This is a genomic window from Paenibacillus sp. P46E, assembly GCF_001909095.1.
GTDB classification, from domain to species: Bacteria; Bacillota; Bacilli; order Paenibacillales; family Paenibacillaceae; genus Paenibacillus_AQ; species Paenibacillus_AQ helianthi.
In genome coordinates this window covers 15,730-38,857 of record NZ_LVYZ01000033.1, presented here as the reverse complement: position 1 = coordinate 38,857, position 23,128 = coordinate 15,730, and the positions used below count along the sequence as shown (strand labels likewise).

Sequence of the window (23,128 nt, the reverse complement as noted above, 5' to 3'; positions counted from 1 at the left end):
TGTATCCGGTCATTGGCTGGAGCGGCGGGCTGTTCTCTTTTGCTGTCTTTAATAGTACTTGCAAAATTATCACCAGAAATGTATTGCATAAAAAATATGTAAGCGGTACCATGTTATTGGCAGTTTCAAAGTAGACATTAACCAACCTGACCCGGAAGCATCCGATGCAAGCTTTATGATGAGGAACAGTCAGGAAGTAAATCTAGCGTTATCCTTACGAATGGAATCGGGTACTTCACAAAATGTGTAGGAGGATGAGATTATGGGCAGCAACAAATTGGCTTGGACCTGGCGGGTGAAGGAGGAGAGCCTGGAGGAGTATGTGCAGATGCACCTGAATCCCTGGCCGGAAATTCTGGAGGAGCATTCCAAAGCCGGAATTACGAATTATTCGATTTTCCAGAATGGCAATCAGTTTTTCTATTGCTTTGAATGTAAGGATGCAGAAGCGGCTTTTGCCTACATAGCCCAGAGTGATGCCTGCAACAGATGGAACGCCATTACGTCGAAGATGGTTGAAGGCTCCTTTGATTTCAATGAGGGAACTCCGATGGTTCCGCTGCGTGAAGTGTTTTATCTGGAGTAGGGCTATCTTTTCTGTTTATGAACTATATGCGGGTAATAAGTTCTCCTTCGAAGGAAGGAGGGCTTTTTTTGCTGTATGCATGTACCGCTGTACCCGGCTGCTCTGTCTCCGGGAGGGGAAGAACCCCGCCTTGAGACCGAGAGAGAAACCCTTCGCCGGGAGGTTTTGGAGATAGACCGAAGGCTCTACACTTAGCTAAGACAGCAATACATAAGGTTCAGACACACAGAAACCAATTCATACAGAAGTGGAAGGGGAAAAGAGAAATGACATGGTTAACAAAGTGGTCGTTCGGCAATAAGGGGGCAGTAGGCCTCCTGGTTGTCATGGCGCTGGTGGTGGGGATACTCAGCTATACCTCGCTGCCCATGGAGTTCATGCCGGAGGCTGATAATCCTCAGGTTACCGTTACGGCGCTTGGCCCGGGCCAGGATGCGCATTCCATGGAGGCAAATGTGACGAAGCCGATTGAGGCGGCAACCTCAGTCGTGAAGGGCAAAACCGAGCAGATGTCTACTTCCGGTGATGGCTACGCAAAGGTAGATATTTATTTTGACGGGAAAACCAATATGAAGGATGCGGCGCAGGAGGTTGAAAAGGCTGTCCGCGCGCTGCATTTCCCGGAAGGCGTCATGGACCCGTTCGTTGTACAGCTGAACACTTCAATGATTCCGATCTCTGAGCTTACCATATCCTTCGACGAAGGGATGACCAAGGACAATCTGAAGCTTGCTGAAGATAAGATCATTCCTGAATTGCAAAAAGTTGATGGGGTAGCGAATGTAGCCCTATACGGCAAAACGGCTCCGCAGGTCCATGTGAAGCTTGATCCGCAGGCGATGGCTGCAAAGGGCGTAGCCACAGCCCAGGTGCTGGGACTGCTTCAGGGACGAAGCGTATCGGCTTCGATTGGGGAGCAGACCCTTGGCGGACAGACGGGGAATGTGAATGTGGTTTCTTCCATAGACAGCATTGATACACTGAAAAAGCTGCCGGTCGCCTCAGGTGTAACCCTGCAGGATATAGCTGCTGTTCAAGCGGTGACCGACCAGGAAAGTGTCAGCCGCTCGAACGGGAAGGATGTATTGTTCGCCATCATTACCAAGGAAGCGAATGCCAATGCAGTCGATGTGGGCAACAAGGTGCGCGAGGTTGCGAAAGACCTGACCCAAGCGAACAAAAATGCGGAGGTTGCCGTCATTTTCAGCACCGCGGATATGGTCGTCACCTCCGTCAACAGTATGATGCGTGAAGTGCTGCTCGGTGCATTATTTGCGACGATTGTCATTCTGATCTTCCTGCGAAATGTGCGCGCTACGCTGATCACAGCGGTATCCATTCCGCTCTCGCTGGCGGTTACTCTATACTTGCTGGACGTTTCCGGCATTACCTTGAACATTGTGACGCTGGGCGGTGTCGCCGTCGCCGTCGGGCGGCTGGTAGACGACAGTATTGTCGTCATTGAGAACATTCACCGCAGGATGCAGAAAGAGCCTTTCTCCATCGACATGATTATCAGCGCTACCCGCGAGGTTGCAAGGGCCATCACTACATCGACTATAGCTACAGTTGCTGTATTCCTGCCCATGGGTCTGCTGAACGGAACCCTGCAGGCCTTCCTGCTGCCGTTCGCACTGACGGTGACCTACTCCCTGTTGACTTCACTGGTAGTGGCGCTCACAGTAGTTCCACTGTTAAGCTCCTGGCTGCTGCGCGGCTCTTCCCTGAAGGAGCACAAGCCGTCGAGAGGATTCGGCCGTTTTCTGAAATGGAACCTGCGTCACAAGTGGATTACCCTTACTCTCGGTTTGGTGCTGCTGGTGGGTTCGGTTGCTGCTTATGTTACCATGCCCAAGGGGGCGCTGGATGCATCCGATGCCAGCAATGTAACTATTCAGCTGGTTTATCCTAACGACGTTCCAGTGAAGGAAGTGCTGGAGAAGGGCAAACAGCTCGAAGCGGAAATGATGAAGCAGCCGCAGGCGGAGACCGTGATCATGATGACCGGGAACAGCGCAGACTCGGCACAATGGGGCGAAGTGAAATCACTGACCCAGGTGGATTACACTGTGATGATGAAGAAGGATGCGGATGCGCAGGTGTTCCTGGACCATATCCGGGGCCTGCAGAAGTCCTATACAGGAGCAACCCTGACTGCAAATGAGTCCAGCATGATGGGTGGAGGCTCGACCAGTGAGTATGTCGATATCGTTGGGGACGATCTGGCATCCATTAATGCAGTCGCCCAGTCCGTAGCTGCCAAAGTAAAAACGGTAGATGGCGTACAAAAGGTCAACAGCAACATGGAGGATACCAAGCCGGTGTTCGCGTTCAAGGTGAATCCCGCTGCAGCCAATGCACAGGAAATTTCCATGCAGCTGTCGGCGATGCTGAATCCGGTGCCGATGGGACAAATGGAGCTGGAGGGTTCCCCTGCCGGAGTGGTAATGGAGCCTGTGCTGCAGCCGAAGTCGCAGCAGGATTTGCAAAATATTACGATCATGACCACCGGAGGCCCGCAGCCGCTCTCGAAATTGGCTACCCTTGAGGTCACCGATCAGCCAGCCATGCTCTACCATAAGGACGGCAAGCCTTATGTGCGCATTACAGCTGAGGTAGATCCGAAGAAAGTATCCGCCATTGGAGCGGATATCAAAAAACAAACGGACAGTATTACACTCCCCGAAGGCGTAACACTGTTCGCAGGCGGTGCTTCGGCGGATCAGGCCGGAGACTTCAGTGACCTTGGCATGACGGCACTGATCTCCATCGGTCTGGTGTATCTGATCATGGTCTTGACGTTCAAGACCCTGCGAGCACCGCTGGCTATTATGTTCTCCCTGCCGCTCGCGGCCATCGGAGCCGTTGTCGCCTTGATTATTTCCGGTGTGACCCCTGACTTCACCGCATTGTTCGGAGCTTTGATGCTGATCGGTATCGTCGTCACGAATGCGATTGTGCTGATCGACCGGATTAAGCAGAATGAAGAGCATATGACTGTGCGCGAGGCCATCATTGAAGCAGCCGGAACACGGATGCGTCCGATTCTAATGACAGCTATCGCCACGGTATGTGCCATGCTTCCACTGCTGTTCGGTCATACCGAGCAGGGCAGCATCGTCTCGCAGAGTCTGGCCATCGTCGTTATCGGCGGCTTGATTGCAGCAACTCTGCTGACGCTGGTAGTGGTACCGGCCATCTACGAGCTGCTGTACTTCCGCAAATCAGCAAAAGAACGGAAGAAGCAAAAGGCGGCAGCTGCGGCATAAGCAAGTCTGGCAGATCAGCAAATGCGGCCTAACCCAAGAAGGAAGCAATAATAAGAGCAGTGCGGATTTCCGCACTGCTCTTTGGCATATATTCGCATGGACGATATGAAATCGTGCGGGGGAATCCGGAATGTCTGCTGATAAGGCGATGTGTCTCCTTGGAGGCCCCTAGTTACCGGTGCTCTCATATTTCGAGAGTCCGTACCGGAAGATGCCATAAGCTGCAGCAGCACTGCCCGCTGCCACAACGGGAGCCAACACCCACCAGCCGGTCCACCCGCTTTTGCCGAAAATGTAAGTTGCCGGATAGAAGCTGATGAAGGCATAAGGCAGCACGGTGGAAATAAACACCCGTACCGCCTGCGGAAATAGCGTGACCGGGTACTTTGCCAGATCGGCCAAATTATGCACCATCAGCGGAAAGGCGTTCCCGGCATTGCGGATCCAGAAGGCTGCCGAGTTTCCGGCCAGATTAATCGATACACGAATGATAACCGCCGTCATAAGCAGCAGAATAAGGATAACCACTTTGGCCAAGCTCCATTGAATATGGCTGTGAACCAGCGATTGCCAGATAATCACTCCGCCAATGAGCAGATTGCCAAGGCCATTAATGCCGATCCCCGTACAGAAGACTTGAAGCACAACAGGCACCGGCCGCAGCAGATAACGGTCAAGTTCACCTTGATTGACCAATCTTCCCAACCGCCAGGTTCCTTCGAAGAACAAAGAGCCGATTCCCTCCGTAAGAAAAATCATCGCATACATGAAGGTAACCTCCCAGAACTGCCAGCCGTTAATATCGGGAATCCGGTCATAGATCACCCACAGGAACACAAACCCAAGCACCTGGGTCAGAGCGGCGGAACACATTAAGATGTAGAAGTCCTTATTGTATTCCAGGATTGCTTTTAGCTGCTGGGTATAGAGTCTTTTATATAGATAGAACATTCGTGACAACGTCATTGTTTCTCCTCCTTCCGCCTAACCTCCATGAATAGTCACCTGGCGGACTGCCCAGTTCCACATGAACTTCCCGGCGATCCAGAGCGCTGCTCCCCAGAAGCATTGAATCCCGATCAGCTTCAGACTCTCCAAGGTTCCGGCCTGCTCCAGAAAAATCATAGTCGGCGTGTGGATAATACTCTGAAACGGCAGCAGCAATGCAGTCTTTTCCAGCCAGCCAGGGAAAAAGGCCAAAGGCACCAAGGCTCCAGACAACAGATTGGTTAGGGCAATCCGGGTCCAGACAATGCCCATCGAGCCGGTGGACCAGAAGCACAGCAAGGCTGCCAGATACACCACGCCGAATTTCACCACAATGGCCCCCAGCAGACTGAGCGCGAACAGCACATAGACGAGCGCAGAATGGGGGAGGGCCAGGCCGGAAATGAAGAAGGAGAAAATCACCAGAATAATCGTACTTATGCCGCCTTCCAGCAGGCTTGTGCCCAGCGTTTCGGAGAAACGGGCCGTTTGAAAGTCAATGGGCTTCAGCAAGTCTACGGCAACGCTGCCATCGAGTATTTTTCCCGAAATCGCAGTTTCCGAGTACCAGGACAGCACAGAGTTGGCCAGGAAAGTGACTAGCAGATAGGTTTTCATCTGATCCCAGGTGTATCCGCCCACTGTCTCACGGCCTCCATAAATGCCTGCCCACAAAAAATAAACCGCCAGCAGATTGATCGCATTAGACAAGAAAGTGACGACGTAGGAGAAGCGGTAGGATAGAACATTTTGCAAGGACCGGTTGGCAATACTGCGGTATTTCTTGAGCTTGACTACGGGCATGGCTGCCATCACACCTCCTCATTCCCCTTTTTGATTAAGGTCCAGGTTTCCGTCGTACACCGCTTTGATCACCTGCTCAATGTTGGCATCCTCCATGCGGAAGTCAATCACTTCGCCATGCTTCATCACCCGGCTGACCACTTCACTGGCCGTATATTCATAGCGGTCGAAGGAGACGGAGAATTCCTGTTCATTTTGTAGGTCCAGCTTCATTCCGGGCGTTTGTGAGAGCAGATTGTACAGCTCCGGCATCGGCGCGCCCACCTGGAAGAAAATCACGCGGTTTCTGGCAAAGCGGGATTTGACCTCGCTAAGACTCCCGTCATAGATAATAGAGCCGTGGTCGATGATAATCAGCCGTTTGCACAGATCCTCAATGTCGCCGAGATCGTGGGTAGTGAGCATAACTGTGGTTTGCTGCTCCTGATTGATCTTTTTGATAAATTCGCGGATTTTTTGCTTCACGGAGACATCCAGTCCAATCGTGGGTTCATCCAGATAGAGAATTGGCGGGTTATGTAATAAGGCGGCTGCCAGGTCCGCACGCATGCGTTGACCCAGGGAGAGCTTGCGCGCAGACAGATGGATGAACTCATCCATGCCCAGCAGCTCCGTGAACTGATCCAGATTAGCCTTGTAGACAGGCTCCGGGATCTGATAGATATCCTTCAGCAGCGAAAAGGATTCCACAATCGGAATATCCCACCACAGCTGCGTGCGTTGTCCGAACACGGCTCCGATCTGCGCGGCGTTTTCCATTCTTTTCTTATAAGGATTGATACCGTTTACAGAAATACTTCCTGCAGAGGGCATGAGGATGCCGGTCAGCATTTTGATCGTGGTGGATTTGCCTGCACCGTTCGGCCCTACATAGGCTACCGTCTCGCCGGCTTCCACACTCAGATTCAGCGGCTGCACCGCGATCTTCTCGATATGCTTCGGGATGAACAGATGCTTGACGGCTCCCGCCAGTCCTGGCTCTTTCACCGCCTGCATGAACGATTTGGACAGCCCGCGGGCTTCAATAATACTCAAGTATAGACCTCCTTCATTGCTAACTTCCAAAGACGTATAAACAAATATAGCACCGGGCTAATGTCGAAAACTATCGGTTTAGGTCGGACGGTAAAAAAATTTATAAGATTATGACGAATAATGAAAAAAGGGCAAGGAAATAGATGACTATAAAAGAGAGGATAATGACCTCATAATTTTCAACGTTCATTCGTAAGAATATCCCCTGTCAATTGTCTCTTAAATATCCTATGATATATTTACTGCTATTCAAGGCTATGCTGTCTTGTGAGTTTATAATAGAGATAGGAAATTTGGCTATAACAAATACAGTTTCAATATTAATAGTGAATATATTCACAATGATCCCGAATGAATTATCGATAATAACCGAGGAGGCATTTGTGTTGACTACCTTCAATTCCAAGATGAAAATGTGGTGTTCGCCGGATGAGCTTCCAGTAGCCCAAGCTGCGTCTTTTCACCCTAGTAATTCATCTAATACATATAGTCCGTTGCAGTCTCCAGTGGTCCCTTGCGTGAAAGAGAACAAAGCGATATATAGTGAAGCCATGGTTTCTTCCATGCGGGCAGAGATGGTGGCGATCAGCCAGTTCATTCCGATTCCTTATGTTGTGTTTCTGGCGGATGAAGAGGGCTGGATTCTCGATCTGCTCTGCTCTTCACGAAGCCTTCAGGAGAACATGGACCGTGCAGGGATGAGTGCGGGCATCAATCTCTCCAAACGGTATTCAGGCCTGAATGCGGTCTCGCTGGCTATGGAGATGAACCGTATAGGGGTGGTTCGGGGAGAGGAGCATACAGACGCTGCTTTCCAGAGCTGGAATTGTGTATGTGCACCTTTGATTCTGGACGGTGGTACACTTGGCTATTTGGATATTTCTTTTGACTCCAGGCAGCAGATAGATTTTGCGATTCCGTTCGTACAGCAATTGGCTGATAATGTGGCGTATAAACGGATGGTTAATAATGAAAGCCTGCAAAAGTTCAGACGGGACACGGTGTTTGGCGAATATAAACTGACTGCGAGAGAGAAGGAGGTAGCTGCACTATGGCTAGCGGACAAAAGTGCGCTGCATATCTCGAGCGCGCTGGGGATCAGTGAGGGCTCGGTACGGAATGTAGTAAAGAGCATTTATATCAAAATGAATGTAAATGACCGCTCCCACTTCGCCAAAAAACTTATATGGTTGTGAAAAAGCTGCTAATCCGCTTTTACGGACAAAAAAAGCAGCCAGGACCAGAACCTGTAGAGGCTCTGATCCTGGCTGCTCCGAACCATGGTTTATCCTCGTGGACTTGCCGAGATTAGTGAGCAATCTTAGAGTAGTTACTAGAGGATGACGCCACTAAGTGCCAGAGTAACTTTTGCTTGGAATAGAGCATACGCAACTTTCTGCTTGTCCAATTCCCGATTTAAATTTAACAAATCCAGCTTATTCTGATCTGCTTGGGACGCTGAGATTAGCCCTTTACTTAAGAGAGCAGAATTATCCTGGGACGTCTGAAAGAGCTCCAGTTGTTGCACTTTCAGTTGTGAATATTCAAGAGCAATTTCGTGGGCTTCCGACTTATAACCTGCCAGTTTCTCTTCAAGTTGTTGTTGCACTATATTTTTGTGCGCAATTTGGCTGGACCATAGGACAGAATAATAGGCGGCAAGTCCAGTATCGGAAGCTTTAACAGCATCAAGGTTATCCTTAGCGAGTTTGATTTGAGCATCCTCCTCCTGTAAATCATAATTGGTAGATAGGCTAATTGCTGTGTTCCAATTCCCGGGCTCTGACGTACTAGAAATGACATCATCCAAAATGACTTCAGAATAGGATGATAACCCTATCTCAAGCTTAAATTGCTCCAATTGGGCTTCATAACTCCTAAGGTTACGTTCAAAAACTGACTTTCGTTCAGCGCTCTTATGATTAAAGTCTTCCAAACTTTTCTTTGACAATACACCATGCTCATAGGATCTAAGGGTATCCTCAGACTGCTGAAACCAATATTCGCTCTCTTGTTTGTCATACTCAATCGTTTTCTTTAAAGAACACAGTTGATAATATTTCTGTATGGCATAGTAGCGGATCATGGCCTCCGTCTTATGCAGCCGCAACTGATTGATCACTTTATCCGTTTCCAAAGTGCGTAACTGGTCACCCAATTCCATGAGTTGTGCGTTTTTTGCCTCTTGATTGTAGCTGTTTTGGCTTTCAGACTGAGCGCTAATGAATTGATTAAGAGAGGTGTTGATCATGATTTGTATGAGAATAGATTGATTAACACCAACTTGTTCTTCTTCACTTAACTCATCGTAATTGGGAATGCCTTTTATAAAAATATCAGGATTTACTGGCAGCATTCCGTTGGCCACGGATACGTTTTTTTGCTCCAACTTTTTCTTTTCAGTGGATACATACAACAACTGGGAATCTGTTTTCGCTATATTCCATTGCGTGAGCTTAATATCTGCATAGTTAGCTAATGCTAGCTGCACTGCCTCTTCTATAGAAAGTGATTTTGATGGAATAGATCCCTGTGTATCAGCATGTACTGTAATGGATTGTGGGAAAAGAAGTAGTAAAAAGGACAGAACCAAGAGTATTGATCTCTTTAACATTTAGCTGGCATCCTCGCTATTCTTTTAAATTGATTTTTTCAAGAACAAAGTCAATGATTTTCTTGGAATCGGTAATAACAGATGCTTGTGCTGTCATCCCTACTCGAAGTTCTCCACGCTCACCTCTTCGATTAACAAGTGGATCATTGGATATCGTTGCCTCCACCAGATAGTAGCTCATGCCGTCCTGCTGAACAATTGAATCTGTGCTTATTGACGTAATCGTACCTTTTTGGGAACCAAAACTTTGTTTAGGAAAGGCAGAAAAGCTGAAATCGACTTTATTTCCAACCGCTATTTTTCCTGCCTCAGCGTTAGGTACAGCAATGCTCATTTTATATTTTGACTCATTGGTGGGAATGATGGAGATCAAGGATTCGCCTGCTTGCACCATATCCCCTGTGTTCGTTTCTTTTAAAATATTAATTGTACCGGAAATAGGTGCTACTAGCAGCTTTTTGTCTCGTTCAAGCTCAATTTGCTTAACATTCTCTTGGAGCATGGTTAAAGCTTTTTTATCTTCTTCAATTACCGAATGAATCTGAACAATACGGTCGAGTTTCAGCTTTTCCAATGAAGTCTCTTCGGTTGATCGGTTAAGCTTCTCTTGATTCAGCAGATCATTTTGCTGTTCGGCGAGCTGTTTCTTTTGCATTTCAAAAGTTTTTCGTTCCGAGACAGAAGGGTCATGTCCATTGTTTAGCAAGTCAAGGCTGTTCTCTATCTCAGTCAATTGCTGATTGAAATTGGTGATATTGCTCTCTGCGCTCAGCACAGCTTCGTTTTGGAATTGGCCGATTTGCAAATATGAACTTTCATATTGATGCTGTTCGTCTGTAATCTGGGATTGCGGCACAAGGCGGTTCCCCAAGCTGAGCGAGCGGTCGTAGATTTCTTTTTTCTCGGCAGACAGGTTAGACAACTGGACGTATTTACCTTGGTATGTGTTATATTGTTCTATCCGTTTGGTATCTTCAGGCGGAAGCAAATTTTGATTTGCTTTGATGGATTGCGCGAGCAATTTTTCGTTTGCGATTTCAACATCCAACAGGTTCTTCTTCCGCTCTAATTCTATTTTATTCTGAAGAGATTTATTTGAGCTGGATTCGGTACTGATAGCAGCAGATTCCTGCAACCCTTTATTCTCAAGAATGGAAGCTGTAAGCTGATCTTGGCTTGCCTGAAAGCTCTGCTGCTGCTGGCTGTATTCAAGCAGGAATTGCTCTATCATGTCATAATAGTAAACTTCGTCTGCTTTTTTAGAAGAAAATTTATTGGTCAAACTGCTAATGCTTTGTTTATAAAGCTGTAGATACTGCAGTTTCTTAGTCATCTTATTGATTTCGGAATTCCGATTGGATAATTCTATATCCAGATCTTTATGTTCAAAGCTGAATAGCTGTTCTCCCTGCTTAATCTGCATTCCTTCATGAATGTATACCTGTTCGACTTTTCCGGCAGATGAAGTCTGAATGGTACTGACTTTCTCATTAGGTCTGACTATAGCAGAAGCCTTGGCAACTTCATCCATCTGGCCGTAATAGGACCAAACTAACGCAGCAGCCAATATAGTAAATAGAATGAGTATGAAAATAGAGATCACAGGACTGGTTTTGGACTCCATAATTTCTCTGCTATCCGACATTTCTGATAGGTTATGAATTTTTGCACTCATACAAGAGACACCTCGCCTATCCCGGCAACGTATTGAATTGGCTGTTCTTGTTTTTGTTCAACTCCGGGGAGTTGATCCTTCCAAAGTCCATAGTACTTCCCACGGTAATCCAGAAGCTCCTGATGTGTTCCATGCTCAATAATCCGACCTTGGTCCATCACATAAATCCGGTCACAACGCATAATTGTACTCAGCCGGTGAGCGATAATAACTGTGGTCATGTCTTCAAAAGCATTGATAGTCTCAGATACAGCCTTCTCCGTCGTAGAATCCAGATTACTGGTTGCTTCATCCATGATAAGGATATCCGGCTGCTTAAGAACCGCTCTGGCGATTGCCAGTCGCTGCTTCTGGCCTCCAGAGATATTGGTGGCATTCTCTTCCAACATCGTGTTATAGCGTAGAGGCAGCTGATTGATAAATTCGTGGGCTTGTGCGGTTTGGCAGGCGGCAACAATCTGCTCCAGATCTATATCCTGATCCACACCCAGGCATAGATTCTCTCGTATCGTTCCGCTAAAAAAGAAAGTATCTTGTGAGATATATGCAATCCGCTCTCTTAAGCTATCCAGATGAATATCTTTGATATTGTAGTTGTTGATTAAGATATCGCCTTTTTCATGCTGGTAAAATTGCATGATCAGTTTGATTAGTGTTGTTTTACCGGAGCCGCTTTCACCGACAAATGCAATTTTTTCGCCCTGTCTAAGCGTCAAATCGATATCATGAAGTACAAGGGAACGTGTACCGTACCTGAAGCTGACACGATCAAATTTAATATCACCTTTTAATGAAGAAGGCTGAATCTTCTTGTCTTCATCTTCAAGCTTCTCCGCTTCCAAATCAAGAATTTCTCCTAATCGCTCAGCAGCTACAACGGCTGTTTGAAGGGTGGGCTGAAGGTTGATGAGATTCTGTATCGGCTCCAGGAAGTAAGCCAGTAATGAGTTGTATGTAATTAGTTGGCCCATAGTCATATTTCCTTTAATTACTTGATTGGCACCTACCCAAAGGATGGCTACGCCTCCAAGCAATTGGACCAGACCTTTGAGTGAGCCCTGTATATTATTGAAAATACCAAAGCTGAATACAGATTTCAGAAACGTGATGAATTTCTGCTCCATCTCAAAGCCAACCTTGGATTCCGCATGATAGGCTTTGACCGTTTCGATACCGTCAATAGATTCGACAATGTAGGAGGTGAGCTGTGCGTTCTTCTCCATTTGTTCACGGTTCAGCCGTTCGAATGGCTTGTGGAATCCCCACACTAATATTAAATACAAAGGAATCAGCATTACAGTTACACCAAACAAAAGGGAACTCTGCGAATAAAGAATAATCCCCCCGGCAATGACCATTATAATATCGATCATGATGGTGAGTGTTGCGCTGGAAATAGCATCCCGAACCTTATAGGCATCCATAAGTCTTGAGATGATTTCGCCAGTCTTACGGGTGCCGAAAAAGTTCATGGGTAGTTTTAATACATGGTGGTAATAGCCAAGAATTAGCGAAATGTCGAGCTTCTGGCTCAGTGTCAGTAGAATATGACTGCGGAAAGCATTCAATAAAACCTTAAAGATATATAAAACTATCACCCCGGCAGAGATGATATTAAGAGTCTTCTTTAGTCCAAATGGAAGAATTTCATCTAATAGAAATTGAAAATAGAACGCTGAAAGAATACCCAGTACTGTATATAACATAGATGTTAAAAAAATGCCGAGCAGCATTCTTTTCTGAGGAATCAGTAATCCAAAAAAACGAGTGAATAACCCTTTAGACTCGTCGCCCTTTTTAAACTGGGGAGTGGGTACCATTAATATGAGAACACCGGTCCAGATATTGAAAAAGTTTTCCGGTGTATATTTAACAATGCCTTTCGCGGGATCTGCGATGACAATTGTTTTTTTCGTAATTTTATGAATGACAACATAATGCAATAGGGTTTGGTCTATAACCACGTGAGCAATGGCCGGGAGTGGGAAGTTTTCAAAAAATGCCTCGTGATTTCCTTTTACGGCCTTGGCGGTAAAACCTATTTTTTCTGCAGCTTTAACCAAGCCGTATGCGCTTGTACCTCTACTATCTGTTCCCGCAACTTCCCGTATTTTAGTAATTGGATAGTTAAGTCCATAATGTTTCGTAACCATGGCGATGCAGGCGGCTCCGCAATCTTTATAATCATGTTGTTTAATGCATACGTATTTTTTGAACAGATCAATTCCCACCTATAATGTGATTTTATTCTTTATTATTTGTTTTTTTGTAATGATTTATTGTAATGGAAATGTATATACATAATTAGAAGCACTAATACAATAAACAAAGAAAACCATTCAATAGAATGAATTTTGAAAAAAGAAAAAAATAAATTAAATAAATGAACTGAGAATATAAAAAGTATCAATATATCAAATTTGCTTTTTTTCATGGAGTGCTCCCATAAAGTTTTTTAAAATCTTGATTCTAAGTATCAGAGTTAAAAAGTTAAATTCAAAAAGTTCCATAAGATATGAGTTATTATTCCAGGTGTAAGAGATTTGGTAACTTTATTTTCAAGGCATAGTATCACTCCAAAGATAGTGGTTGTGAAAAAATGCCCTTCATGTAAAAGACCAAAAAGTAAGGATGATATTATAATTGCGGCAATATAGGAGAAGCGTTCCTTAAAGAAATTAATGAGGAAACCTCTGAAAATTAATTCTTCAAAAAAAGGAAACGGAAACGATAAAATTAAGAAAGAAATAATATGAAAACTCTTTAAGTATCCGGGTTTAAGGGTTTCAACCAAGGTTAGTTGTTCTGAAATGTGGTCCCATTTTAAAAAATCCACAAAGAACATAACTGCAAAATAAAAAAGTCCTAATGAGACAAGGGCAATTATGTAAGTAAACAAATGATTTAAACCTATAAAGTTGGATAATTTAAGAATATCTTTCTTTAATTTGCTTGATAAACTTAAGGTAATAATGTAGGAAAGAAGTTGAGCAAATATTGCAATATAGTTGATAATAGAGTCATTTCTGAAAATAAAACCTAAGCTAATTGAAAGAAATAAGTTACATATAAAGAAAAGTGTAATTAATTGCACCAGATCTTTTGTTAAATAATATTTCCCGTTGTCGTTAAGCATAATTATCCCCAATAGCCCCCCAATATAAATTTATATTGGGGGGGTGTTATTAATTATAGTATCCATCCCAACCAGCTTTTACACCTTTTGCAAAGTCATAAGCTGGCTGAACAAAACTAACAACGGCAACCACTTTTCCGAGCGTGGTTTTTCCAACTTCTTTAGAAAAATCCAACACTGTGTCTAACCAACCGCCACCTTCTAATTCTAGTGCTTCATTCTGTGAAAGTTCAGTGAATGCGTTAATATTCATAATATTACCTCTCCTTTAATAATGGTTTTTTAAAGGTTGAAAATGAACAAATCAAGGCTTGAATCCTGGGTAATAACTGTTAATCCAGTTCATAGGGTTCATTGCTTCTTTAGTTAGCCCTACAACATCTTTTGCCCCCTCATATGCTTGATGTAAGCCATAACCTACAGCGTATCCCAAATCGCTCCAAACCCCTTCCCCTTGAATTTGCTCCAATTCTGAAAGGGTTAGTTCTGTAAAAGATGTTTTCACTAAAATACCTCCCTGTTTATGTAGTGTATTACATAAAAAAGATTACCATAGGAATTATTGGTGTTAAATGTTAAGAAGTGGGTATTTACATTTCTTCCTAATTATGATAGGAATCTTTTACTGTATTATCTTTTCTGAATCATTTCATAGTTACTTGAATATATCATTTTAGAATGTTATTCTTTTTCGGTAATACAAATGATGGAAATCAGGAGGGCTATAATTGACAACAGCTTACGATCAGACAAAATTTTGGTATTCACCTGAAGACCTAGAAAAGGAACAATTGGATTCGTTCTATTCATTGAGTAAAATTAGCAGTTCAATAGCTCACGATAATAAGAGCGCGCTCTCTTTTTCGGAGATTAAGCCGGATTCTATATATCATAAAGCAATGATTACTTCCTTACATAACGAGATGCTTAAAATTAGTAAGTACATATCAGTAGACTTTGCAGCTTTTCTGACCGATGATATGGGAGAAATCCTTGATTTGTATCCTTCATCACCTGATATAAAAGACGAACTCAATAAGGTCGGCTTAGGTGTTGGAACGAGTTTTTCCAAACAAGATCTCGGACTGAATGCTGTTTCACTAGCTATGGAAATGAATTCTATTGGAGTAGTTAAAGGGAAGGAACATACAAATCCTTTATTTTTTGATTGGAACTGTGTATGTTCACCTCTTTATTCAGAGGGTGTTGTACAAGGTTATGTGGATATCTCTTTTAATAAGGGGCAGCAAATCGAATTGGCTGTCCCATTAATGAGGCAGATAGCAGAAAATGTAAGCGATAAGTGGATGTGGACTAACCCCGAGTTACAGTTTCTTAAGCTGGAAATGAGTTTCGATGAATATAGCTTGACCAGACGAGAAAAAGACGTAGCTCAAATGTGGTTATCAGAAAAAAGTGCATTATTTATTTCCAACGGTTTAGGGATTAGTGAAGGTACAGTGAGAAATGTAATTAAGAGCATATATAATAAAATGAATGTAACTGACCGTTGGCAGTTCATTAAGAAGCTTTCACCTAATTTCGAAAACAACCCAAAACTTCTTATATAAAAGGCATTTATTTCTTGTTCAAAAAGGAGCCCATAGTGAAAAATGGGCTCCTTTAATTAACTAAATAAGTTTGTTAACCGCAGGAACAATTCAGTACCGGCTTGCGCGCAGCCTGTGTCTCGTCGAGACGGCTGATCTCCGTAGTATGCGGAGCATTGATCACGATTTCCGGTGTTTCCTGGGCTTCTTTGACGATTTGGATCATCGTCTCGATGAACCCGTCGAGCGTTTCCTTGCTTTCGGTTTCGGTTGGCTCGATCATCATGCATTCCTCTACCGTCAGCGGGAAATATACGGTTGGCGGGTGGTAGCCGAAGTCGAGTAACCGCTTGGCTACATCCAATGTCCGTACCCCGTACTGCTTGAGATTCCGGCCGGACATGACAAACTCATGCTTGCAAATACCCGGATACGGGATTTCAAAATACGGCGCGAGCCGGTGCATCATATAGTTAGCGTTCAGCACGGCATTCTCAGAAACTTCACGCAAGCCGTCCGGTCCGTAGGTGCGGATATAGGCGTAGGCACGGACCAGAATACCGAAGTTGCCGTAAAAGGCTTTGACGCGTCCGATCGATTCCGGACCGCCGTAGTTCAGCGAGTAGCTGCTGTCTGCGTTTTGGATCACCGTCGGCTGTGGCAGGAACGGAATCAGCTTCGCTTTTACACCGACCGGTCCTGCTCCCGGACCGCCGCCGCCGTGCGGGGTGCTCATCGTCTTGTGCAGATTCAAATGCACGACGTCGAAGCCCATATCGCCGGGGCGGGTAATGCCCATAATTGCATTGGAGTTCGCTCCGTCGTAATAGAGCAGGCCGCCTGCTTCGTGTACGATCTGAGCGATTTCAATGATTTGCGTCTCGAACAATCCGAGTGTACTCGGGTTGGTCAGCATCAGGGCTGCGGTATCGCTGCCGATAGCCGCTTTCAGAGCCTCAAGGTCAACCATCCCCTTATCGTTGGATGGGATCGTTACCGTTTCCAGGCCGGCTGCAGAGGCGCTGGCCGGGTTGGTGCCGTGCGAGGAATCGGGCACGATGACCTTGGAGCGGGTCTCGCCGCGGCTCTCATGGTAGGCGCGGATCATCATCAGGCCGGTCCATTCACCATGGGCACCAGCGGCTGGCTGCAGAGACACGGCATCCATGCCGGTCAGGGCAGCCAGATCCTTTTGCAGAGTATGCATCAGTTCAAGGGCACCCTGAATGCTCTCTTCCGGCTGGTAAGGGTGAATCTTGGCCAGTCCCGTGAAACGGGCAACGTCTTCGTTAATCTTCGGATTGTATTTCATGGTACAGGAGCCGAGCGGATAAAAGCCGTTATCCACGCCGAAGTTGCGGCGGGACAGTGCGGTATAGTGGCGGATGACATCCACTTCCGATACTTCCGGCAAGACTACCGGCTCGCTTCTCAGCAGTCCGGCGGGAATCAGGGCATCGATGCTCTCTTCCTGCGGAACATCGCACACGGGCAGGGAATAGGCCGTGCGGCCGGGACGGCTAAGCTCAAAGATCAGACTTTGTTCCGGTTTCATATACAACCCTCCAGTGCCACTTTGAATTGGTCAATTTCCGTTTTGCTTCTTTTCTCGGTGACGGCAACCAGCATATGTCCGTTCAATTCAGGATAATCCCGGCCCAGATCATAGCCGCCGAGGTAGCCTTCCTTCAATAGCCTGGAATTAATCTCGCTGACGCTGGAGCCTTCCGGCAGTTTCAGAACAAATTCATTGAAGAACGGTGCCGTGAACGCTGGGGCTGCGCCAGTTAATTCGCCAAGCTTGCCGGCTGCATAATGGCTTTTGCGGATGTTGAGCTCCCCAACCTCGCGCATGCCTTCTTTGCCCATGACGGACAGGTAGACGGAAGCGCATAGTGCGAGCAGCGCCTGGTTGGAGCAGATGTTGGAAGTCGCTTTTTCGCGGCGGATATGCTGCTCGCGTGCCTGCAGTGTCAGCACGAAACCGCGTTTGCCGTTACGGTCAATGGTCTGGCCGACGATCCGGCCCGGCATGCGGCGCATGAGGGGCTCGGCTACGGCGAAGAAGCCGCAGGTTGGACCACCGAGTGAAGCCGGAATGCCTAGCGGCTGGGCGTCACCGACTACAATGTCGGCGCCAAGCTTGCCCGGTGTTTCGAGAATGCCGAGTGCCAGCGGATTGGCACTGACCACGAGCAGGCCCTTCACGGCATGGATCAGCGGCTCCATCGCACCAAGGTCCTCAATGGCGCCGAAGAAGTTCGGTGACTGTACCAGTACGGCGGCTGTGTCACCGTCAATTGCGGCGGCTAGCTTGGCCTGATCCGTTACTCCGTTTGCGTAGTCAATCTCCACAACATCCAGGCCCCATGCACCCGCTGAGGTACGCAGTACCTGGCGTGCTTCGGGGTGAACGGTGCGGGAGACGATCAGCTTTTTGCGTTTTGTCGCACCGGCGGCAAGCACCGCAGCTTCCGAGAAGGCGGTCGCACCGTCATACATGCTGGCATTCGCTACTTTCATGCCGGTTAGCTCGCAGATATAGGACTGGAATTCGAAGATCGCCTGCAGCTCGCCTTGGCTGATCTCCGGCTGGTAAGGGGTATAGGCGGTATAGAATTCCGAGCGGGAAATCACATGGTTAATGACAACGGGGATATGATGGTCATAGAGCCCTGCACCGAGGAAGCTGGCATGGGTGTCGAAGCTGGCATTGCGGTCAGACAGCTCTTTCATATGGCGCAGCAGTGCGTATTCATCAAGTGCCTCTGACATCGGCATCGTTCCCTGATAACGGACAGCCTGCGGGATGTCGGCAAACAGCTCCTCCACGGATTGAATCCCGACAGCCTCCATCATCTCGTTACGGTCTTGCTCGGTCATCGGCAGATAACGGTGCTTCATTGCGGCTTCACTCCTTGGCTTTTTTTATAAAATGGCGCTTTGACCACGGCCGCCTTAAGCTGTTTGCCGCGGATCTCCACGTATACCTCTGTTCCAAGCTCCGAATAGGCGGCGTCCAGCAGCGCCAGACCCAAATTGCGTTTCAGCGTTGGCGACTGTGTGCCTGTAGTGACCTCCCCGATCTTCACACCATCCGCGTAGACCGGATAATGCGAGCGCGGAATCCCGCGGTCAATCATTTCCAGGCCCACGAGGCGGCGGGGCAGTCCGGCTTCCTTCTGCTTCACCAGTGCGTCCTTGCCTAGGAAATCGGCTTTGTCCAGCTTCACGAAGAACTGGACTCCCGCTTCCAGCGGTGTAATGTCCGCCGACAGCTCCTGACCATATAGCGGCAGCTTGGCTTCGAAACGAAGCGTATCGCGTGCGCCGAGTCCGGCGGGAGTCAGACCGTGCGGAGCGCCTGCCGCAAGCAGGCCATTCCACAGCACAGCTGCTGTGTCCAGCGGTGCATACAGCTCAAAACCGTCCTCACCGGTATACCCGGTCCGGGAGAGCAGAACCTCAACGCCGCAGACTACAGCGCGCTCGATGAAATGGAACGGTGCAAGCTCCGCGATGGGAGCTGAGGTAACTTCGGCCAGAATCGTCTCAGCCAGAGGGCCTTGCAGTGCGAGCAGCAGCGTCTCATCGGAGACATTGTTCAGCGTCACGCCGCTGAATTCATCTGTGAGATGCTCCTGCAGCCACTGGAAGTCTTTGTCGATATTGGAGGCATTGACGACCAGCATGTAACGCTCTTCGCCGAGGCGGTAGACCAGCAGATCATCGACTACACCACCGCTTGGGTAGAGCATCAGGGTGTACTGCGCACCGCCATCCTGAAGACGGCTAACATCATTCGTGGTCATCCGCTGCAGAAAGGCTTCCGAGCCGTTGCCGCTGACCATGAATTCGCCCATATGCGATACATCGAATAGTCCGGCCTGCCGGCGGACCGCCTCATGCTCCTTCACGATTCCCGTGAATTGCACCGGCAGCTCCCAGCCGCCGAAATCAATACATCTGGACTCTGCATAGGCGGAGTAAAGGTCGTAAAAAGGTGTTCTTTTCAAAGCATCCATCGGCTCACTCCCTTGTCTGATTACATGCGAAAAAGGACAGGCAAAAGACAAATATGCACAACCCGCATATAAGCCTTTCGCTCTGTCCTTTGTACCTGAGAGTTACCCTGCTGACCAGCGCGCAGGTTTCCCCGTTGGTGATCTGAATCCCTGCCGGGCAGGTTTCAGATAGCTCTCCAGAGATGCGTCCGGCAAAGGTCCTTTTGCCTGAGAGATTCACCCTCCCGGGCTTACTCCTTCGGCGCTGTCTTCTCAGAGACAGTCTCTCCCTATGCCATCATTCGCAAACCGTATTGTTTTCTACTGACTCCATTAAAGCGGGTATACAACTCCGCTGTCAACAAAAAAACGTCAAAAAGATGACAAATTTTATTTTCCTGTCAGTTATATTGACATTGAGCGGCGCAATAACTTAGTCTATAACTAATTTTACAACTCCAAATTTGGAAAAGAGGCGGCTTAAGAATGAGTGAAGTGCTAGACAACCTGTTGTACAGCGAAGAGCATGAATGGGCACAGCAGGGTGAAGGGCGCATAGTACGTGTCGGAATTACGGATCATGCCCAGCATTTGCTTGGTGATATCGTATTCGTGGAGTTTCCTGAAGTGGGTGCGGCCCTCTCGGCTGGCGACAGCGTAGGCAGCATCGAATCCGTCAAGACGGTATCTGAGCTCTATTCTCCGGTATCGGGAACAGTGACCAGAATCAACGATGCACTCGAAGCCAGCCCGGAGCTGATTAACGATCAGCCTTACAGCGGCGGATGGATTTTTGAACTGGAAATCACTGGGGAGTTTGCCGAAGTGGCGTCCGGACTGCTGGATGCGGCAGCTTATGGCAAGTTAATTGAAGAATAGAATACCCTGCGGACACTAGTTTCCGGCATATAAAATAGAGACAGGCCTTCACATCACAATTCGTGTTACTAATGTGTGAGGTCTGTCTTTTTGTGATTTTTCATGTGTACTCATACATTGGAATCTGCCGCTAATTAGGGAATTCGAGAAGCCCGGGATACAGCAGCGGTGCGATGTGCCATAACACAGGAAGCAGGGCGATCGCAATAACCGCGAACACCATGCAGAGCAGGGTGAAACGGTAACGCTTCCGTGGCCGTCCCGCAGGCCTTAGCACGAAATAGTACACGCCAAACGAGTATAAGGGGAACAGTATCGCAAGAGTCATAGCCATGCATACCATGAAGGTCGACTCCCCGGCATTGCCCACGATCATCGCCATAGGATCATATCCAGGATCAATCTGGTACAGAAAAAAAAGAAGCGGGAAATAGGCGAAAAGGACGTGCAAGGGGAACAAACGGATGTGCCGGTCTTCTGCCAGCCCATACAGCATCCACCAATACCCGAGCCAGAGCAGGGCAAATGCCCCCCCGGCCAGCAGAAAATTCCCGCCCATCCATAACAGATCACTGGCGCTATATGCTGCAGTACTATTCCCCCAGAAAATGGAGTATGGCGAGAATAACATCAGGATTGCGACGGCAGCACCAGCCAGCGGGGTGAAGAAAATTTGAAAAAAAGCGGTAACCATCAATGATACGAAAAGCCGCAAATTCCTCGAAAAACGGGTGGGGTCAGGTGTTGCTCCTTCAGTGGCCTGCATCGCGTTCAGTCTCCTTTACCAGCACAAGTATATTCATTGGTCTTCTGCTGACTCTGAGCTGAAAGGTAATGCTACTCCTCTTCCTGAAGTTGCCGCAGCACCGTAATCTCCACGCGCCGGTTTTTCTGCCGTCCTTCTGGAGTGGAATTGCTCACTGCTGGACGGGTATCTGCATATCCGGCATATTGAAACGTATCCGGGTTCAATCCCTCTTTATCTAAAAAGAAGCGCAGCACCGAGAGGGCACGGGCGCCGGATAATTCCCAGTTGTCGTTATAACGGGAACCGGCAGACACCGGCGTATTATCAGTATGGCCTTCGATACTGATTGTTGCTCCAATGCCGCGGAATAGTCCTGACAGCTGCCGCAGCGCGGGGAGCGCGGGCGCTTTGAGCTCGGCCCTGCCGACATCGAACAAGTAACGGTTGCTGAGCGTAATCGCAATGCCTTGCGGTTTATCCGCCACAAAGATCTGGTCACCCAGATTGTTGTCTTTGACATATTGGGTGATGACGCCCATGAGCGCAGCCAGTTTGGCTTCCTGCTCGCGGAAGGCCTGCTCACGCGCCGAAGGCTCCGGGTCGGCAGGGGGTGGACTGGCCGCCGGGCCGGTAGCTGCATTTTCCTGCTCCTGACCTGTATCAGAGCTGTCTCCGCTCCCCCCGTTCTTCCCATTCCCCGTTCCTGCGGATTGCAGCCCTTTTTGACCATCCAGAACACCATTTCCACCATCTAATACCGGATTTCCGCTTCTAAAAGTGTCCGATAAAGAGCTCGTGACGATGTTGAACTTATGTGTATCCAAACTGCTCATGGCAAACAAAATCACGAAGAAAATAAGCAGCAGTGTAATCAGATCTGCATAGGTGATCATCCAACGGTCGCGGTTTTCCCGTCCATCTGTGCGAGGCTTTCTGCGGTTTCTCTGTCTCATGAGGGACCTCTGGTAATATCGCTGCCGTGTTCCTTGGCGGAACGGTTCAAGAAGGAACGGAGTTTTTTACGCACAAGCTGGGGATGATCCCCGTTCTGCAGGGCAAGAATGCCTACCATAAGCATTTCCATAGTACCCAGCTCACTTTGGCTGCGGGATTTGATCTTGGAGGCAATGGGTAAAAATATTAGATTAGCGCTGGCCACACCGTATAGAGTCGCTGTAAAAGCAACTGCGATGGAAGCTCCCAAGTTAGAAGGATCGGTAAGACTGCTGAGCACGCGGATCAGACCCATAACCGTACCGATGATGCCCATGGTGGGCGCATAGCCGCCTGCGGCTTCAAAAATTTTGGCATAGCCTTCGTATTTGAGCTCTTTAGCATCCATCTCCAGCTCCAGAATCTGCCGGACCTGCTCGGGGTCTGTTCCGTCAACAATGAGCATGAGTCCTTCACTGGTAAAGGGGTCGGGATGCTCTTCGGCTCTTTTCTCCAGGGCCAGCACACCGCCGCGTCTTGTGACTGTGGCCATGGAGATCAGCTCTTCTGCCTGTTCTTCCATGGTGTCCGCATGTCTGCCAAAAGCTACCCGCACCGCCGCTGGCACGCAGCGCAGTCTGGAGGCCGGGAAGCTGATCAGCACGGCGGCAAGCGTGCCTCCGAATACGATGAGTGCAGCATTTAACTGCAGCAGGCCGGACAGGCTTCCGCCTTCCCAGAAAAAGCCGCCGATGAGTGCTGCCAGACCAGCCAGCAAGCCGATAATTGAAGTAATATCCATGAGTTCAAGCTCCTTAAATTTCTATATATTATGGTTTGCATGAATCTGGGCAACACTGTATAATAAACGGGAACAAGTATTCTTATCTTCCATATATTTCAGAACG

The 23,128-nt window shown here is 47.7% G+C and carries 20 protein-coding genes and 1 riboswitch; of the genes, 5 read left to right on the top strand and 15 right to left on the bottom strand.

Features of this window, described 5'->3' with window-relative positions; all coding sequences use genetic code 11:
• Positions 1-262: 262 nt before the first annotated feature.
• Both A3849_RS09790 and A3849_RS09785 read left to right on the top strand, forming a co-directional pair.
• A complete protein-coding gene (locus A3849_RS09790) occupies positions 263-586 on the top strand; it encodes an L-rhamnose mutarotase (RefSeq protein ID WP_074111233.1) in 324 nt (107 codons plus the stop codon).
• 266 nt (positions 587-852) lie between these two features.
• Complete coding sequence (locus A3849_RS09785) at positions 853-3,855, top strand: efflux RND transporter permease subunit (RefSeq protein WP_074111232.1); 3,003 nt, start codon at positions 853-855, stop codon at positions 3,853-3,855.
• Between the two features lie 168 nt (positions 3,856-4,023).
• Here the strand turns inward: A3849_RS09785 and A3849_RS09780 are convergent, their stop codons facing one another.
• From A3849_RS09780 to A3849_RS09770, 3 genes are read right to left on the bottom strand one after another with little or no spacing between them, the layout of a single operon-like run.
• Positions 4,024-4,821, bottom strand: a complete 798-nt coding sequence (locus tag A3849_RS09780) for an ABC transporter permease (protein WP_074111231.1) — start codon at positions 4,819-4,821, stop codon at positions 4,024-4,026.
• Between the two features lie 18 nt (positions 4,822-4,839).
• On the bottom strand, positions 4,840-5,655 hold the full coding sequence (locus A3849_RS09775; protein WP_256700719.1) for an ABC transporter permease: 816 nt from the start codon (positions 5,653-5,655) through the stop codon (positions 4,840-4,842).
• 9 nt (positions 5,656-5,664) lie between these two features.
• On the bottom strand, positions 5,665-6,681 hold the full coding sequence (locus A3849_RS09770) for an ABC transporter ATP-binding protein (protein WP_074111230.1): 1,017 nt from the start codon (positions 6,679-6,681) through the stop codon (positions 5,665-5,667).
• Positions 6,682-7,067: 386 nt separating this feature from the next.
• Here A3849_RS09770 and A3849_RS09765 point away from each other — a divergent pair, with 386 nt between their 5' ends.
• A complete protein-coding gene (locus A3849_RS09765) occupies positions 7,068-7,877 on the top strand; it encodes a helix-turn-helix domain-containing protein (protein ID WP_074111229.1) in 810 nt (269 codons plus the stop codon).
• Positions 7,878-8,014: 137 nt separating this feature from the next.
• On the opposite strand, the gene A3849_RS09760 is transcribed toward A3849_RS09765, so the two are convergent.
• From A3849_RS09760 to A3849_RS09735, 6 genes are all read right to left on the bottom strand, one after another.
• Positions 8,015-9,295 (bottom strand): hypothetical protein, encoded by a 1,281-nt coding sequence (locus A3849_RS09760; protein ID WP_074111228.1) that lies wholly within the window; start codon positions 9,293-9,295, stop codon positions 8,015-8,017.
• A gap of 16 nt (positions 9,296-9,311) precedes the next feature.
• Positions 9,312-10,970: a beta-barrel domain-containing protein gene (locus A3849_RS09755; RefSeq protein WP_074111227.1), complete on the bottom strand. Its 1,659-nt coding sequence runs from the start codon at positions 10,968-10,970 to the stop codon at positions 9,312-9,314.
• Positions 10,967-13,189: a peptidase domain-containing ABC transporter gene (locus A3849_RS09750; protein WP_074111406.1), complete on the bottom strand. Its 2,223-nt coding sequence runs from the start codon at positions 13,187-13,189 to the stop codon at positions 10,967-10,969. Before A3849_RS09750 ends, A3849_RS09755 begins: the two co-directional genes overlap by 4 nt.
• Before the next feature lie 263 nt (positions 13,190-13,452).
• Positions 13,453-14,106, bottom strand: a complete 654-nt coding sequence (locus A3849_RS09745; protein ID WP_074111226.1) for a CPBP family intramembrane glutamic endopeptidase — start codon at positions 14,104-14,106, stop codon at positions 13,453-13,455.
• 49 nt (positions 14,107-14,155) lie between these two features.
• A complete protein-coding gene (locus tag A3849_RS09740; protein ID WP_074111225.1) occupies positions 14,156-14,359 on the bottom strand; it encodes a hypothetical protein in 204 nt (67 codons plus the stop codon).
• 51 nt (positions 14,360-14,410) lie between these two features.
• Positions 14,411-14,611, bottom strand: coding sequence for a hypothetical protein (locus A3849_RS09735; protein WP_074111224.1), 201 nt, complete (start codon positions 14,609-14,611; stop codon positions 14,411-14,413).
• Between the two features lie 223 nt (positions 14,612-14,834).
• Between A3849_RS09735 and A3849_RS09730 the strand changes: the two genes are divergently transcribed.
• The gene (locus A3849_RS09730) at positions 14,835-15,677 is read left to right on the top strand and encodes a helix-turn-helix transcriptional regulator (protein ID WP_074111223.1); all 843 of its coding nucleotides are present in this window, start codon (positions 14,835-14,837) and stop codon (positions 15,675-15,677) included.
• A 73-nt stretch (positions 15,678-15,750) separates the two neighbouring features.
• Here A3849_RS09730 and gcvPB read toward each other — a convergent pair whose 3' ends face one another.
• The 3 genes from gcvPB to gcvT are packed head-to-tail and all read right to left on the bottom strand — an operon-like array spanning position 15,751 to position 19,681.
• Positions 15,751-17,211, bottom strand: coding sequence for an aminomethyl-transferring glycine dehydrogenase subunit GcvPB (gcvPB, locus tag A3849_RS09725; protein WP_074111222.1), 1,461 nt, complete (start codon positions 17,209-17,211; stop codon positions 15,751-15,753).
• Positions 17,208-18,560: an aminomethyl-transferring glycine dehydrogenase subunit GcvPA gene (gene gcvPA, locus A3849_RS09720; RefSeq protein ID WP_074111221.1), complete on the bottom strand. Its 1,353-nt coding sequence runs from the start codon at positions 18,558-18,560 to the stop codon at positions 17,208-17,210. Before gcvPA ends, gcvPB begins: the two co-directional genes overlap by 4 nt.
• On the bottom strand, positions 18,557-19,681 hold the full coding sequence (gcvT, locus tag A3849_RS09715; RefSeq protein ID WP_074111220.1) for a glycine cleavage system aminomethyltransferase GcvT: 1,125 nt from the start codon (positions 19,679-19,681) through the stop codon (positions 18,557-18,559). Before gcvT ends, gcvPA begins: the two co-directional genes overlap by 4 nt.
• A gap of 185 nt (positions 19,682-19,866) precedes the next feature.
• Positions 19,867-19,962: riboswitch (glycine riboswitch) on the bottom strand.
• A 184-nt stretch (positions 19,963-20,146) separates the two neighbouring features.
• Between gcvT and gcvH the strand changes: the two genes are divergently transcribed.
• The gene (gene gcvH / locus A3849_RS09710; protein WP_074111219.1) at positions 20,147-20,539 is read left to right on the top strand and encodes a glycine cleavage system protein GcvH; all 393 of its coding nucleotides are present in this window, start codon (positions 20,147-20,149) and stop codon (positions 20,537-20,539) included.
• A 130-nt stretch (positions 20,540-20,669) separates the two neighbouring features.
• On the opposite strand, the gene A3849_RS09705 is transcribed toward gcvH, so the two are convergent.
• From A3849_RS09705 to A3849_RS09695, 3 genes are all read right to left on the bottom strand, one after another.
• Positions 20,670-21,305, bottom strand: coding sequence for a hypothetical protein (locus A3849_RS09705; protein ID WP_074111218.1), 636 nt, complete (start codon positions 21,303-21,305; stop codon positions 20,670-20,672).
• Between the two features lie 71 nt (positions 21,306-21,376).
• Positions 21,377-22,240 (bottom strand): flagellar motor protein MotB, encoded by an 864-nt coding sequence (locus A3849_RS09700; protein WP_074111217.1) that lies wholly within the window; start codon positions 22,238-22,240, stop codon positions 21,377-21,379.
• The gene (locus A3849_RS09695; RefSeq protein ID WP_074111216.1) at positions 22,237-23,022 is read right to left on the bottom strand and encodes a flagellar motor protein; all 786 of its coding nucleotides are present in this window, start codon (positions 23,020-23,022) and stop codon (positions 22,237-22,239) included. The genes A3849_RS09700 and A3849_RS09695 overlap by 4 nt, the downstream gene beginning before the upstream one ends.
• Between the last annotated feature and the right edge of the window lie 106 nt (positions 23,023-23,128).